This is a genomic window from Rathayibacter sp. AY1A5 (assembly GCF_002930875.1).
Classification (GTDB): Bacteria; Actinomycetota; Actinomycetes; order Actinomycetales; family Microbacteriaceae; genus Rathayibacter.
In genome coordinates this window covers 54,958-67,693 of the sequence record NZ_PSTM01000019.1, presented here as the reverse complement: position 1 = coordinate 67,693, position 12,736 = coordinate 54,958, and the positions used below count along the sequence as shown (strand labels likewise).

Here is a 12,736-nt window from a genome sequence, read left to right as displayed (position 1 = left end):
GCACCCGCCTCATCGACCCCGCCCCGTCACTCCTGATCCCCCCGCTCACGGGGCAGGCGCCCGCCGCCGCCCGCGAGCCGACGCGGATCCTCGCGCGGTGACCCCCGGTCGAGGGACGCCTCGACCTCCGGAGCATGGGTGAAGATGGGCGGATGACATCCGTGGGGGGCGTTCCGGAGCTCAGGCTGGCCGTCGTCGACGACCAGCCCCTCTACCTGCACATGCTGTCGTCGCTGCTGCGCGCGGTGCCGGGCGTGCGGAGCGTCGTGGAGGCCGGATCCGCCACGGAGGCGCGGTCGGTGCTGCGGCCCGCGGAGCTCGACGTGGCGATCCTCGACATCGAGCTCGGCGACGGGGACGGCATCGAGCTCGGGCGCCGGCTGCGGTCCACCGCGCCCGGGCTGGGCATCGTCCTGCTCTCGGCCGTCGACGCGATGCACCGCTTCCTCCGCCTCGACCGCGCCGAGGCCGGCGGCTGGAGCTACCTCTCGAAGACCTCCTCCCTCTCCGCCCCCGCCCTGCTCGCCTCCGTCCGCGCGACGGCGGACGGCCGCACCGTGCTCGATCCGGCGCTGGTCGCCGCCCGCGCGGCCCGCCGCGACTCCCCGGTCGCCGCGCTGAGCCCGCGCCAGTACGAGGTGCTCTCGGGCCTCGCATCGGGGCTGACAAACGCCGCGATCGGCGAGCGCCTCGGCATCGCGGTCCGCTCGGTCGACAACCACGTCAACGCCGTCTACGCGTCCCTCGGCGTCCGGTCGGACGGCGAGCGCAACCCGCGGGTCGACGCGACGCTCCTCTTCCTCGAGCACACCGGATGAGCGCCGGCCCGAGCGATACGCGCGAGGACAACCGCATCGTCCTCGGAGCGATGTCCCTCCTGGGCGGCGTGCTCTCGCTGCTGGCCGCGCTCCAGGCCGTCTTCGCGCTCGGGATGCTGTCGCGGACGCTGCGGGGCGTCGATCCGGGGCCGCTGCTCGACGTGACGACGCGCGTCCTGGTCAACGTGTCGACGATCGGGCTCGCGATCGCCCTGGTCGCGGTGCTGCGTCCCGAGCGCGCGACCGGCGGCGGCCGGGTGGCCCTGACGGCGGTCATCGCCGTGGGGATGGGACTCGTCCGCTGCTGCCTCCAGGTGCTGACCGGCGTCTACCCGCTCTCGGCCCTCCCCGCTCTCGCGGTCGAGCTGGTCGTCGGATCCACGGTGATCGCGCTGATCACGGCCTACGGCTACCTGCTCGTGCGCGCGGCGCGGCGGGTGCGCGAGAAGGAGCGGGAGCACGCCCGCGCCTCCGTGCAGGCGCTCGAGGCGGTGCAGGCCCTGCAGCGGGAGGAGCTGCGGGTGCGGCGCGACGTCGCGCAGAGCCTGCACGGCGGCCTCCAGAACGGACTCGTGGTGCTGACCGCCGAGCTGCACGCGGTCGCGAGCACATCCGACGAGGCGGCCTCGGAGCGGCTGCTCGCCATCGCCGCCCGGCTCGACCGGCTCCGCGAGGACGAGGTGCGCGCGGTCGGTCACGCCCTCTACCCGGTCGAGATCGACCACGGCCTGGTCCCCGCCGTCCGCGACCTCGTCGCGCGCCTCCCTCCCGAGATCGCCGTCGACCTCGACCTCGGCCGCATCCCGGCGCTCGCCGCCGAGGGCGCCGAGCCGCCGCTCGACCAGCGGATGCTCCTGGTCCGGTTCCTGGAGGAGGCGGTCACCAACGCGCTGAAGCACGGCGGCGCCTCCTCGCTGCGGGTGCGCGGCGACGAGGAGGCGGGCGTCGTGGTGCTCACCCTCGACGACGACGGCCGCGGACTCGTCGAGGGGTCGACGCGCTCGGGCCTGGCGCGGCTGGAGCGGCAGCTCGCGGTCTACGGGGGCTCGTTGGAGCTCTCGGACTCGCCCGTGCTGGCGGGGGCGCGGCTGAGGGCGCGGCTCCCGCTGTCCGACGCTGCGCCCGGCGGGGACGGCGGACGGGCGGAGTAGCGGGACGGGCGCTCGCGCCGTCCCTCGCGTCGAGCACAGGGCGGTTCGAGGGACGGATTCATGCCGGACGGCGAGCCGTCTCCTCGTGCCCGCCCCTCACGCCGGGTAGACCAGCAGATCCTCCAGAGCGACGGTGAAGCCTGCCTCGCGGCCTGGCGCGAGGTCGAGGCGCGCCGCGTCGGCCGCCGGGACGTCGGCGGTCAGGAGCGCGCTGCGCACCCGCACCGCGTCTCCCCGCTGCTCCACATCGGTGATCACGGCGCGGAGGCCTCCCTCTCCGAGGGAGACGGCGGAGGGGCGGACCGCGGCGAGCACCGCGGCGCCGACCGCGACCGGCTCGGCCGCCACTCCGGACAGCTCGTGCCCGTCGGCGGTGCGCAGACCCGTCGCGGTGCGGACGCCGTCGAGCAGCTCGAGCCCGGCGAGCTCGGCGGTGAACGCGGTGCGCGGGCGCGTGAGGACCCGGGCGGTCGGCCCCTCCTCGACCACACGGCCGCCGTGCAGCACCAGAACCCGGTCGGCGAGGGTCCAGGCGTCGAGCACGTCGTGGGTGACCACGATCGCCGAGCGGTCGGCGAGCACCTCGCGGAGCATCCGGCGGAGGACCGGGGCGGTCCGGGCGTCGACCGCGGCCAGCGGCTCGTCGAGCAGCAGGAGGCGCGGGTCGGTCGCGAGGGCCCGGGCGAGGGCGACCCGCTGAGCCTGGCCGCCGGAGAGGCTCCCCGGGCGCCGGTCGGCCAGGTCGGCCACGCCCGCGGCGGCCAGCTCGCGCTCGGCCCGCTCGAGGGACCGCGCCCGTCCGGCGCCGGCGCTGCGCGGACCGAACGCCGCGTTCTCGCGCACGCTGAGGTGCGGGAACAGCAGCGGGTCCTGCGCCAGCAGGGCGACGGGGCGGCGGTGCGGAGGAGTCCACCGGCGGTCGTCGAAGAGCAGCTCGCCGCCGGCGGTCGCCCGCCCGGAGTCGGCGCGGACGAGGCCGGCGATCAGCTCGAGCACGGTCGACTTGCCCGCGCCGTTGGGCCCGAGCAGCGCGATCGTCTCGCCCTCGGCCACGTCGATCCGCACGTCGATCCCGCGCGCCGCGAGCCGCGCCTCCAGCAGCAGGCTCACCGCGGCACCCCCCGGGCGGAGCGGCCGTGCGCGAGACCGATCACGAGCACCGCGACCACCACGAGCACCAGCGCGAGGGCGACCGCCGCGTCCGGATCGCTCTCCCGCTGCAGGTAGATCTCGAGCGGGAGGGTGCGCGTCGTGCCCTCGAGGCTGCCGGCGAAGGTCAGCGTCGCCCCGAACTCGCCGAGCGCCCGCGCGAACGAGAGGATCGCGCCCGAGGCGAGGCCCGGCAGGATCAGCGGCAGCGTGATCCGCCGGAGCACCGTCCCGGGGGACGCGCCGAGCGTCGCGGCGACCGACTCGTACCGCGCGCCGGCGCTGCGCAGCGCGCCCTCGAGCGTCAGCACCAGGAACGGCAGGGCCACGAAGGTCTGCGCGATCACGACGGCGGTGGTCGAGAACGCGATGCGGACGCCGAGGGCCTCCAGCGCGCCGCCGAGCAGGCCCATCCGCCCGAAGGTGAAGAGCAGCGCCAGCCCGCCGACCACCGGCGGGAGCACCAGCGGCAGCAGCACCAGCGAGCGGAGCAGGCGCTGGCCGGGGAAGGCCGTGCGGGCGAGCACGAGGGCCATCGGGGTGCCGAGCAGCAGGCACAGCAGGGTCGCGACGGCGGAGGTGCGCAGGCTCAGCAGGAGCGCGGCGACGGAGGAGTCGGAGGTGATCAGCGGCAGGAACTGCGGCCAGTCGACGCGGGCGAGGATCGCGGCGAGCGGGAGCAGCACCAGCAGGGCGCCGAGCGCGGCGACGGCCACGACCCAGCGCGGCAGGCCGGACCCGGTGCGCATCAGCCGCGGGCGAGCGGCGTCTCGACGATGACCGTGGTCGCCTTGACCACCGCCACCGCGGGAGACCCGGGCTCGAGCCCGAGCTCGCGGACCGCCTCGCTGCTCATCAGCGAGACCACGCGGTGCGGACCGCACTGCAGCTCGACCTGCGCCATCACGGTGTCCATCACGATGCCGGTGACGATCCCGACGAAGCGGTTGCGGGCCGAGCGCGCGACCGGGGACGGATCCTCCGGCAGCACGGCGTTCGCGCGGGCGAGCCGGGCGACCTCGAGGCCGTCGACGACGCGTCTCCCGGACGCGTCCTTCGCGCTCTCGAGCGTCCCGTTCTCGATCCAGCGCCGCAGCGTGTCGTCGCTCACGCCGAGCGCGGCGGCGGCGTCCCTGATCCGTATCTGCGGCATGGAGTCGATCCTACGTCCGCGGCTGAGCCTGTGCCGTGCCCGTCTCCTCTCCACGAGATGCCGCTGCGGTGCGCCTCCTGCGGTGTGCCGCGTACCCGCACGGCATCTCGCGGAGAGGGAGGAGAGGACGGCGGAGGGACGGGCGCTGGGGATCCCGGGCCGCGCGCGCAACCCCCTGGAGGACCGGCGGGAGCACGACGCACGCTGAAGAGACGACGACACAGGAGGCGGCATGCGCGCGATGGTCTACCGGGGCCCCTACAAGGTCCGCGTGGAGGAGAAGGACCGGCCGAGGATCGAGCACCCGAACGACGCGATCGTCCGGGTGACGATGGCGGCGATCTGCGGATCCGATCTGCACCTCTACCACGGGCTTCTCCCGGACACCCGGATCGGCCACACCTTCGGCCACGAGTTCATCGGCGTGGTCGACGAGGTCGGCTCGTCGGTGCAGAACCTCAGCGTCGGCGACACGGTGATGGTCCCCTTCACCATCTACTGCGGCTCCTGCTGGTTCTGCTCCCGCGGCCTCTACTCCAACTGCCACAACGTGAATCCGAACGCCACCGCGATCGGCGGCATCTACGGCTACTCGCACTCGGCGGGCGGCTACGACGGCGGGCAGGCGGAGTACGTGCGCGTCCCGTTCGCCGACGTGGGCCCGACGAAGATCCCCGAGTGGCTGCCGCACGAGGACGCCCTGATGCTCACCGACGCCTTCTCGACCGGCTACTTCGGCGCGCAGCTCGGCGACATCGTCGAGGGCGACACGGTCGTGGTGCTCGGAGCCGGACCGGTCGGCCTGGCCGCCGCGCGGTCCGCCTGGCTGATGGGCGCCGGCCGCGTCATCGTCGTCGACCAGATCGACTACCGCCTCGCCAAGGCCCGCGAGTTCGCCTTCGCGGAGACGATCGACTACACCGAGGAGGACGACCTCATCGTCACCCTCAAGAAGACCACCGGCGGTCTCGGCGCCGACGTCGTGATCGACGCGGTCGGCGCGGAGGCCGACGGGAACCTCCTCCAGCACGTCACCGGCGCCAAGCTCACGCTGCAGGGCGGCTCGCCGATCGCGCTCAACTGGGCGATCGACGGCGTCCGGAAGGGCGGCACCGTCTCGGTGATGGGCGCCTACGGGCCGCTCGCGAGCGCCGTCAAGTTCGGCGACGCCGTCAACAAGGGCCTCACGCTGCGGATGAACCAGGCCCCCGTCACCCGCCAGTGGCCGCGCCTGTTCGAGCACATCCGTGCCGGGCACATCACGCCCAGCGACCTGATCACGCACCGCATCCCGCTCGAGCACATCGCCGAGGGGTACCACCTGTTCTCGTCCAAGCTCGACGGCTGCATCAAGACCGTCGTCGTCCCGTAGGAGGATCCCGTGCCGTACACCGCCGACCGCCCCGTCCGCGTGCCGACCGCCGAGGAGCTGCGTGCCCGCATCCCGGGCTGGGGCGCCGACCTCGACCCCGCCGACCGGCCCGCCTTCCCCCGCGAGCGCAGCGACCTCGTCTCGGGCGCGCACTGGGAGCGCCCGGAGAGGATGCGGACGCACGGCCGTCGCGAGAAGAGCATCGAGCACCTCGAGCTGCCCGCCGTCTTCGGCACGGCGCAGCCCCTCCACGGTGTCTCCGGCGCGATCCGCCGCTACGCCTACGACCGGTTCAGCGAGGGGCGCCACGCGCACTGGCTGCTGCTCGTGCTGGGCGACCGGGTGGAGTCGACCGGGGCGCACCTCCGCTCGCTGCTCACGACACGGCCGGACGATCCGATCACCGAGACCGGTGTGCTGGCCGAGGCGCACGCGCACCCGATCGCCTCGCGCCGTGGCCGGTCCGACGTGCGCCACCAGATCCTCGACCCGCTGCTCGTCGGCGGTCCCTGGGTCCTCGCGGCCCTCGGCGCCGTGGCCGTCGCCCGCCGCCTCCTGCGCTGACGCCCGTTCCCCTCTCGCGAGAGGCCGCTCCGGTACGCCGCCGTCGGCGTGTCGCGGACCGGAGCCGCGTCCCGCGGAGGAGGACGGGGGTCAGCGGCTGCGGGGCGCGGCGCCCGCGGTCGGCGCGGTGCGGGTGTCGACGCTCGCCGTGAGTGCCGCGGAGTAGCCGGACACCGGGCTGCCGGACATCGTCGCGAGCTGCAGGGCTCCGCCGTCGTCGCCGAAGACGGAGTCGGATTCCAGGCCGACCCGGGCGAGGTTCGCGGCCGAGCCCGCATACGACTCGAGGGCGTAGACCGCGGTGCACGCCTCCTCCTGCAGGGCGACCTGCGAGGTCGCGATCGCGTTCGACGCGTCGGTGATCGAGTCCACTCCCGGGTACACCTCGAAGTGGATGTGCGGCCAGCGGCCGGAGTAGCAGGCCGGGACGATCGAGGCGAAGGAGACGACGCCCGACGCGTCGGCGACCTGCACGCCGCGGAGGTACGTCTCGTCCTCGACGCCGCTGGAGTACATCGAGTAGTCCCCGTTCGCGTCGCAGTGCCAGACGTACACGGCGGCTCCGGCGAACGGCACGTCCCCGTTCGCCGCGTCGAGGATCGTCAGAGTGAGGGCCAGGGGGACCCCGTCGGCCGTCGCGCCGCCGCCGATGCTGGTGCGCAGGTCGCTGCGGACGATCCCGGAGCGCTCGAGGACGTCGACCCCGTTCGAGCCGTCGCCCGGGTAGGGGCCGGCCGTCTCGTCGGGGATCTCGCCGGCGACCGCGGTGCCGGCCCCGGCCGTGGCGGTCGCGGTGGGAGTCGCGGTGGCGGTCGCGGCGGCGGAGGAGGCGGATCCCGATCCTCCGGTGGCGCACGCCGCGAGCCCGAGGGTCGCCGCCCCCGCACCGACCAGCGTCAGCACGCCGCGCCGCGAGAAGAGGGTCCCCACGTCGAACGGGAGGCCCTGGTCGACCACCTCCTCCTCGGGGCGGTCGAGCCGGCGGCCCTCGTAGGCCGGTCCGTCGGGCGTGCTGCGGGGCTCCGGGATGCGGGTCATGGTCGTGCTCCTCGTCGATCGTGGTGTCCGTCGCGAGCAACCCTGGCGGCCGGGGCTCTGCGCCTCCGATGACCGTCCTACGACCCTCCTATGACCGACCCGCGGCTCCCCGGCCGTCCTGCTGGCCGTCCTGCGACCCCGCACCGGCCGTCCGCCGACCCTCCTCCGACGCCGAGACGCCCCTCAGGCGTGCTCCGAACCCGGATATCCCGTGGCCTCTCACGGCGCTCCGAACCCGGCCGCCGCGAGCACCGCGCGCCCGGCGTCGGAGGCGACGTACGCGACGAAGGCCGCCGCCGTGGCCGGGTCGCCCGCTCCGGTCAGCGCCGCGATCGGGTACGTGTTCACCGCCTCCGAGGCTTCGGCGAAGGGGATGCCGGTGACCGAGCCCGCGGCCCCGCGGACGTCGGTCGCGTAGACGAGCCCGGCGTCCGCTTCGCCCGAGGACACCTTGCCGAGCACGTCGGTGACCGACGACTCCTCGCTCACGGGGGAGATGTCGACACCGGCGGCCTGCTCGACCGCGACGGCCGCTGCTCCGCACGGCACCTGCGGCGCGCAGACGACGGTGGCGGTCCCGGGCCGGGCGAGGTCGGCGAGCGAGGCGACCTGCGCCGGGTTGCCGGGAGGCACGGCGATCTCGAGCGTGTTCGTGGCGATGTCGACCGGGTCCCCGTCGACGAACCCGGCCTCGGCGACGGTGGACATGGTGCGCTCATCGGCGGAGGCGAAGACGTCGGCCGGGGCGCCGTTGACGATCTGCGTCGCGAGGTCGGAGGAGCCGGCGAAGGAGAGCTCGACCTGCGCGCCGGGCTCGGCGGCCTCGAACCCCGTGGCGAGCTCGGTGAACGCGCCCTTCAGCGAGGCGGCGGCGAAGACCGTGATGGAGCCGCCGGCCGAGGACGTCGCGCCGCCGGTGGCCGTATCGCCGGCGGGGGTCGACGGAGCGGAGCAGCCGGCGAGCAGGAGGAGCGCGGCAGCGGCCGGGACGAGGGGGAGCAGGCGACGATGCACGGGGACCTCCGGATCTGGGGTCCGCAGATGCGGCGGACAACTGATCCTAGGACCTCAGGTGCGGAGGCGGGCTGGGAGGAGGGTCTCACGTGCGGCGGAGAGACGATCCGAGGATCGGACCGGCCGGGCGACGCGCCTGCGCGAGGACCGACGGGCCGCGCGACGCACAGCGGCGGGCGGACCGCAGCCCTCCGGCTCCGGCCCGCCCGCCGCTCGTCGCGGCCGCCTCGACGGCGGTCCTCCGCTCAGCCCTGCGGCGGCGAGTAGAACTGGAGGTCGTTGCCCTCCGAGTCCTTGAAGGGGAGGATGCGGCCCCACTCGTGGTCGCTGATCTCACCCTCGATCGACGCGCCCCGCGCCGTGAGGCGCTCCAGCTCGTCCTCGATCGAGCCCTCGGGCTGGAACGAGATGACCGCCCCGCCCTGCTCCGCGACCGTGGCCGACTCGCGGGCGTTCAGGCCGATCATCAGCCCGCCGGCGTCCAGCTCCGACCAGTCGTCCGAGGTGTCCTTGACCTCGAGGCCGAGCGTGTCGCGGTAGAACGCGACCGCCCGCTCCATGTCCGTGACGGGGACCCAGACCGTTGCGACTCCTGATGCCATGTCGTGCTCCTTCGCTCGATGATGCCGTTCCACCGACGCTAGGTCGGGGACGCCCGGAGCGGGGGCCCTTGCGCCGACGCGCGGAGGCTGCTCTCGCGCGGCGCCTCTCCGCCGAGCTGCCGTGCTCACGCGCCCGGCAGCGGTGAGGCGCCGGCTTCCCGCTGCCCGTCAGTGCCGAGACACCGCCCCTCGCCGAGACACCGCCCCTCGCCGGCGTCCCGGCGCGCAGCGGGACGTCTCGGCCCGGCCTCCGCGCGCGAGCGCTCCCCGCCGACGTCACCGACGACGCGGCCGCCGAGGCGGGCGTCGCCTGGATCGAGGAGGCGGTGGGCCCGCTGCGCATCCTGGTCAACAACGCCGGCGTCCAGCACCGCGTGCCCCTGCTCGAGCTCGAGGTCGCCGACTGGGAGCGGGTGCTGCGCACGAACCTCACCAGCGCCTTCGTGGTCGGCCGGGCGGCGGCGAAGCGGATGATCCCGCGCGGCGCCGGGAAGATCGTCAACGTCGCCTCGGTGCAGGCCGATCTCGCGCGGCCGACGATCGCGCCCTACACCGCCTCGAAGGGCGGGGTCCGCAACCTCACCCGCGCGATGACGGCGGAGTGGGCGCAGCACGGCATCCAGGTCAACGCGATCGCGCCGGGCTACATCCACACCGAGATGACGCAGGGCCTCGTCGACGACGAGGCGTTCGACAGCTGGATCCTCGGCCGCACGCCCGCCGCGCGCTGGGGCCGCGTCGAGGACCTGATCGGCCCCGCCGTCTGGCTCGCCTCCGACGGCTCGGACTACGTCAACGGGCAGGTCGTCTTCATCGACGGCGGCATGACCGTCGTCGTCTGAGCCACCCCTCGACCCACCGAACGGAACCCGCATGACCGCGCTCGTCCCCGCCTCCACCACCCGCGTCGTCGTCCACGCCGCCGGCGACCTCCGCGTCGAGGAGGCGCCGCTCGCGCCGCGCGGCCCCGGCGAGGCCCTCGTCGCCGTCGCGTACGGCGGGATCTGCGGCTCCGATCTGCACTACTGGACGCACGGCGCCGCGGGCGAGTCGATCCTCCGCGAGCCGCTGACGCTCGGCCACGAGGTGGTCGGCACGGTCGTCGAGGCAGCGGCGGACGGCTCGGGACCCCCGGTCGGCGCGGCCGTCGCCGTGCACCCCGCGACCGCTCGCGGCGAGTGGCCCGACGGGCGCCCCAACCTCGCGACCGAGGGCACCTACCTGGGCAGCGCCGCGCGGATGCCGCACACCCAGGGCGCGTTCGCCCGCCACGCGGTGCTGCCGGCGCGCATGCTCCGCGAGCTGCCCGCCGGTCTCGGGCTCCGGGAGGCGGCGCTCGCGGAGCCGGCGAGCGTCGCCTGGCACGCGGTCTCGCGCGCGGGGGAGGTGGCGGGACGGCGCGCGCTGGTGATCGGCAGCGGCCCGATCGGGGCGCTGATCGTCGCCGTGCTGAAGCGGGCGGGGGCGGCCGAGATCGTCGCGGTCGACCTGGCCGAGGAGCCGCTCGCGATCGCCCGCGCGGTCGGCGCGACCCGGACGATCCGCGCGACCGACGCAGCCGCGATCGCCGAGGTCGCCGCCGACGTCGTCTTCGAGTCCTCGGGCAGCCCGCGCGGCCTCGGTTCGGCCGTCCGGAGCGCCGCCCGCGGCGGCACCGTCGTGATGGTGGGACTCCTCCCCTCGGGCGAGCAGCCGGCCCAGATCTCGCTCGCGATCACCCGGGAGCTGCGCCTGATCGGCTCCTTCCGCTTCGTCGACGAGATCGACGAGGTGCTGGCGGCGCTCGCCGACGGGAGCCTCGCGGTGGCGCCGGTGGTCACGCAGGTGGTGCCGGTGGAGCGCGCGCTCGAGGCCTTCGAGCTCGCCCGCGACGCCTCGCGCTCGAGCAAGGTGCTGCTCGACTTCACCCCGTGACGGGCGCTCGAGGCGCCTCCGGAGGGTCGGGATCGCCCGAGCGTTCGGGGTTCCCTCGGACGGCGGTGCCGCCGGAGCACTACCGTTGCACCATGGCGTCCACCGATACCCCCGATTCCGCCCCTGAAGCCGACACCGCTTCCGAGAGCGCCCCCACGCTCACCTTCTCCGACCTCGGTCTCTCCGACCCGGTCCTCAAGGCCCTCAAGGAGGTCGGCTACGAGACGCCCTCGGCCATCCAGGCCGCGACGATCCCGTCCCTGCTCTCCGGCCGCGACGTCCTCGGCGTCGCCCAGACCGGCACCGGCAAGACCGCGGCGTTCGCGCTGCCGATCCTCTCGCGCCTCGACGTCTCGCAGAAGACGCCGCAGGCCCTCGTGCTGGCCCCGACCCGCGAGCTCGCGCTGCAGGTCTGCGAGGCGTTCGAGCGCTACGCGTCCGGCCTCCGCGGCGTCCACGTCCTCCCCGTCTACGGCGGCCAGGGCTACGGCACCCAGCTCTCCGCGCTCCGCCGCGGCGTCCACGTCGTCGTCGGCACGCCCGGCCGCATCATGGACCACCTCGAGAAGGGCACCCTCGACCTCTCGCAGCTGAAGTTCCTGGTGCTCGACGAGGCCGACGAGATGCTCAAGATGGGCTTCGCGGAGGACGTCGAGACGATCCTCGCCGACACCCCCGTCGAGAAGCAGATCGCGCTGTTCTCGGCGACGATGCCCGCGCAGATCCGCCGCATCTCCGGCAAGTACCTGAAGGAGCCGGAGGAGATCACGGTCAAGAACAAGACCACGACCTCCGTCAACACCACCCAGCGCTACCTGATGGTGTCGTACCCGCAGAAGGTCGACGCCCTCACCCGCATCCTCGAGGTCGAGAACTTCGAGGGCATGATCGTGTTCGTCCGCACGAAGAGCGAGACGGAGACGCTGGCCGAGAAGCTGCGCGCCCGCGGCTACACCGCGGCGGCGATCAGCGGAGACGTGGCCCAGGCCCAGCGCGAGCGCACCGTCGAGCAGCTGAAGTCCGGCAAGCTCGACATCCTCGTCGCGACCGACGTCGCCGCCCGCGGCCTCGACGTCGAGCGCATCAGCCACGTCGTCAACTACGACATCCCGATCGACACCGAGTCGTACGTCCACCGCATCGGCCGCACCGGCCGCGCGGGGCGCAGCGGAGCGGCGATCAGCTTCGTCACGCCGCGCGAGCGCCGCCTCCTCGCCGCCATCGAGAAGGCCACCCGCCAGCCGCTGACCGAGATGCGGATGCCGAGCGTCGAGGACGTCAACGTCACCCGCCTCTCGCGCTTCGACGACGCGATCACCGCGGCGCTCGCCGACACCGAGCGCCTGCAGCGCTTCCGCGACATCATCGGCCACTACGTCGAGCACCACGACGTGGTCGAGTCGGACGTCGCCGCCGCGCTGGCCATCGTCGCGCAGGGCGAGGAGCCGCTGCTGCTCTCGCCCGACGACCCCCGCTTCGCCCGTCGCGAGCGCGAGGACCGCGACTCCCGGCCCGACCGGGGCGACCGCCCCGAGCGCGGCGACCGCTTCGACCGCGGCGGCGACCGCGGCGAGCGTCCCGAGCGCCGTCAGCGCCCGGCGAACAGCAACCTCGCCTCGTACCGGATCGAGGTCGGCCGCCGCCAGCGCGTCGAGCCCCGCCAGATCGTGGGCGCGCTCGCGAACGAGGGCGGCCTCAACCGGGGCGACTTCGGGCACATCGACATCCGCCCGGACTTCTCGATCGTGGAGCTGCCGGCCGACCTGCCCCAGGACGTGCTCGACCGCCTCGCCGACACCCGCATCAGCGGGCAGCTGATCGAGCTGAAGCCGGACCGCCGTCCGAGCCGCGCCGGCGCCGACCGCGGCGCACGCCCCAGCGGCCCGAGCCGCTCGAGCGAGCGCCCGGAGCGCAAGCCGCGCTACTGACGGCTCCCGCCTCTGCGGACGGCACTCCGCGAG

13 protein-coding genes are annotated in these 12,736 nt (G+C 74.6%); 7 read left to right on the top strand and 6 right to left on the bottom strand.

Features of this window, described 5'->3' with window-relative positions; genetic code table 11:
* Positions 1–152: 152 nt before the first annotated feature.
* Both C5B98_RS13170 and C5B98_RS13165 read left to right on the top strand, forming a co-directional pair.
* Entirely contained in the window at positions 153–818 is a 666-nt protein-coding gene (locus C5B98_RS13170) for a response regulator (protein ID WP_104267465.1), read from the top strand.
* Positions 815–1,969, top strand: coding sequence for a sensor histidine kinase (locus C5B98_RS13165; RefSeq protein WP_104267464.1), 1,155 nt, complete (start codon positions 815–817; stop codon positions 1,967–1,969). Before C5B98_RS13170 ends, C5B98_RS13165 begins: the two co-directional genes overlap by 4 nt.
* Before the next feature lie 96 nt (positions 1,970–2,065).
* Here the strand turns inward: C5B98_RS13165 and C5B98_RS13160 are convergent, their stop codons facing one another.
* Genes C5B98_RS13160 through C5B98_RS13150 form a run of 3 tightly spaced genes read right to left on the bottom strand, consistent with a single transcriptional unit; the run spans position 2,066 to position 4,271 of the window.
* The gene (locus C5B98_RS13160) at positions 2,066–3,079 is read right to left on the bottom strand and encodes a sulfate/molybdate ABC transporter ATP-binding protein (protein WP_104267463.1); all 1,014 of its coding nucleotides are present in this window, start codon (positions 3,077–3,079) and stop codon (positions 2,066–2,068) included.
* Positions 3,076–3,867, bottom strand: a complete 792-nt coding sequence (locus tag C5B98_RS13155; protein WP_104222446.1) for an ABC transporter permease — start codon at positions 3,865–3,867, stop codon at positions 3,076–3,078. The genes C5B98_RS13160 and C5B98_RS13155 overlap by 4 nt, the downstream gene beginning before the upstream one ends.
* On the bottom strand, positions 3,867–4,271 hold the full coding sequence (locus C5B98_RS13150; RefSeq protein WP_104222447.1) for a molybdopterin-binding protein: 405 nt from the start codon (positions 4,269–4,271) through the stop codon (positions 3,867–3,869). Before C5B98_RS13150 ends, C5B98_RS13155 begins: the two co-directional genes overlap by 1 nt.
* Positions 4,272–4,503: 232 nt before the next feature.
* On the opposite strand from C5B98_RS13150, the gene C5B98_RS13145 reads away from it, so the two are divergent.
* A complete protein-coding gene (locus C5B98_RS13145) occupies positions 4,504–5,643 on the top strand; it encodes a zinc-dependent alcohol dehydrogenase (RefSeq protein ID WP_104327909.1) in 1,140 nt (379 codons plus the stop codon).
* 9 nt (positions 5,644–5,652) lie between these two features.
* Positions 5,653–6,207, top strand: a complete 555-nt coding sequence (locus C5B98_RS13140; RefSeq protein ID WP_104267461.1) for a hypothetical protein — start codon at positions 5,653–5,655, stop codon at positions 6,205–6,207.
* A gap of 90 nt (positions 6,208–6,297) precedes the next feature.
* Here the strand turns inward: C5B98_RS13140 and C5B98_RS13135 are convergent, their stop codons facing one another.
* From C5B98_RS13135 to C5B98_RS13125, 3 genes are all read right to left on the bottom strand, one after another.
* On the bottom strand, positions 6,298–7,245 hold the full coding sequence (locus tag C5B98_RS13135) for an intradiol ring-cleavage dioxygenase (protein WP_104267460.1): 948 nt from the start codon (positions 7,243–7,245) through the stop codon (positions 6,298–6,300).
* A gap of 219 nt (positions 7,246–7,464) precedes the next feature.
* Positions 7,465–8,259 (bottom strand): molybdate ABC transporter substrate-binding protein, encoded by a 795-nt coding sequence (gene modA / locus C5B98_RS13130; protein WP_104324688.1) that lies wholly within the window; start codon positions 8,257–8,259, stop codon positions 7,465–7,467.
* Positions 8,260–8,504: 245 nt separating this feature from the next.
* Positions 8,505–8,861, bottom strand: a complete 357-nt coding sequence (locus C5B98_RS13125; RefSeq protein WP_104233520.1) for a VOC family protein — start codon at positions 8,859–8,861, stop codon at positions 8,505–8,507.
* Positions 8,862–9,022: 161 nt separating this feature from the next.
* Here C5B98_RS13125 and C5B98_RS13120 point away from each other — a divergent pair, with 161 nt between their 5' ends.
* The 3 genes from C5B98_RS13120 to C5B98_RS13110 all read left to right on the top strand — a co-directional run bounded on the left by C5B98_RS13120 (position 9,023) and on the right by C5B98_RS13110 (position 12,703).
* Complete coding sequence (locus tag C5B98_RS13120; protein WP_104324689.1) at positions 9,023–9,703, top strand: SDR family oxidoreductase; 681 nt, start codon at positions 9,023–9,025, stop codon at positions 9,701–9,703.
* Between the two features lie 31 nt (positions 9,704–9,734).
* Positions 9,735–10,775 (top strand): L-idonate 5-dehydrogenase, encoded by a 1,041-nt coding sequence (locus C5B98_RS13115; RefSeq protein ID WP_104324690.1) that lies wholly within the window; start codon positions 9,735–9,737, stop codon positions 10,773–10,775.
* 92 nt (positions 10,776–10,867) lie between these two features.
* Complete coding sequence (locus C5B98_RS13110) at positions 10,868–12,703, top strand: DEAD/DEAH box helicase (protein WP_104237941.1); 1,836 nt, start codon at positions 10,868–10,870, stop codon at positions 12,701–12,703.
* Positions 12,704–12,736: the final 33 nt, after the last annotated feature.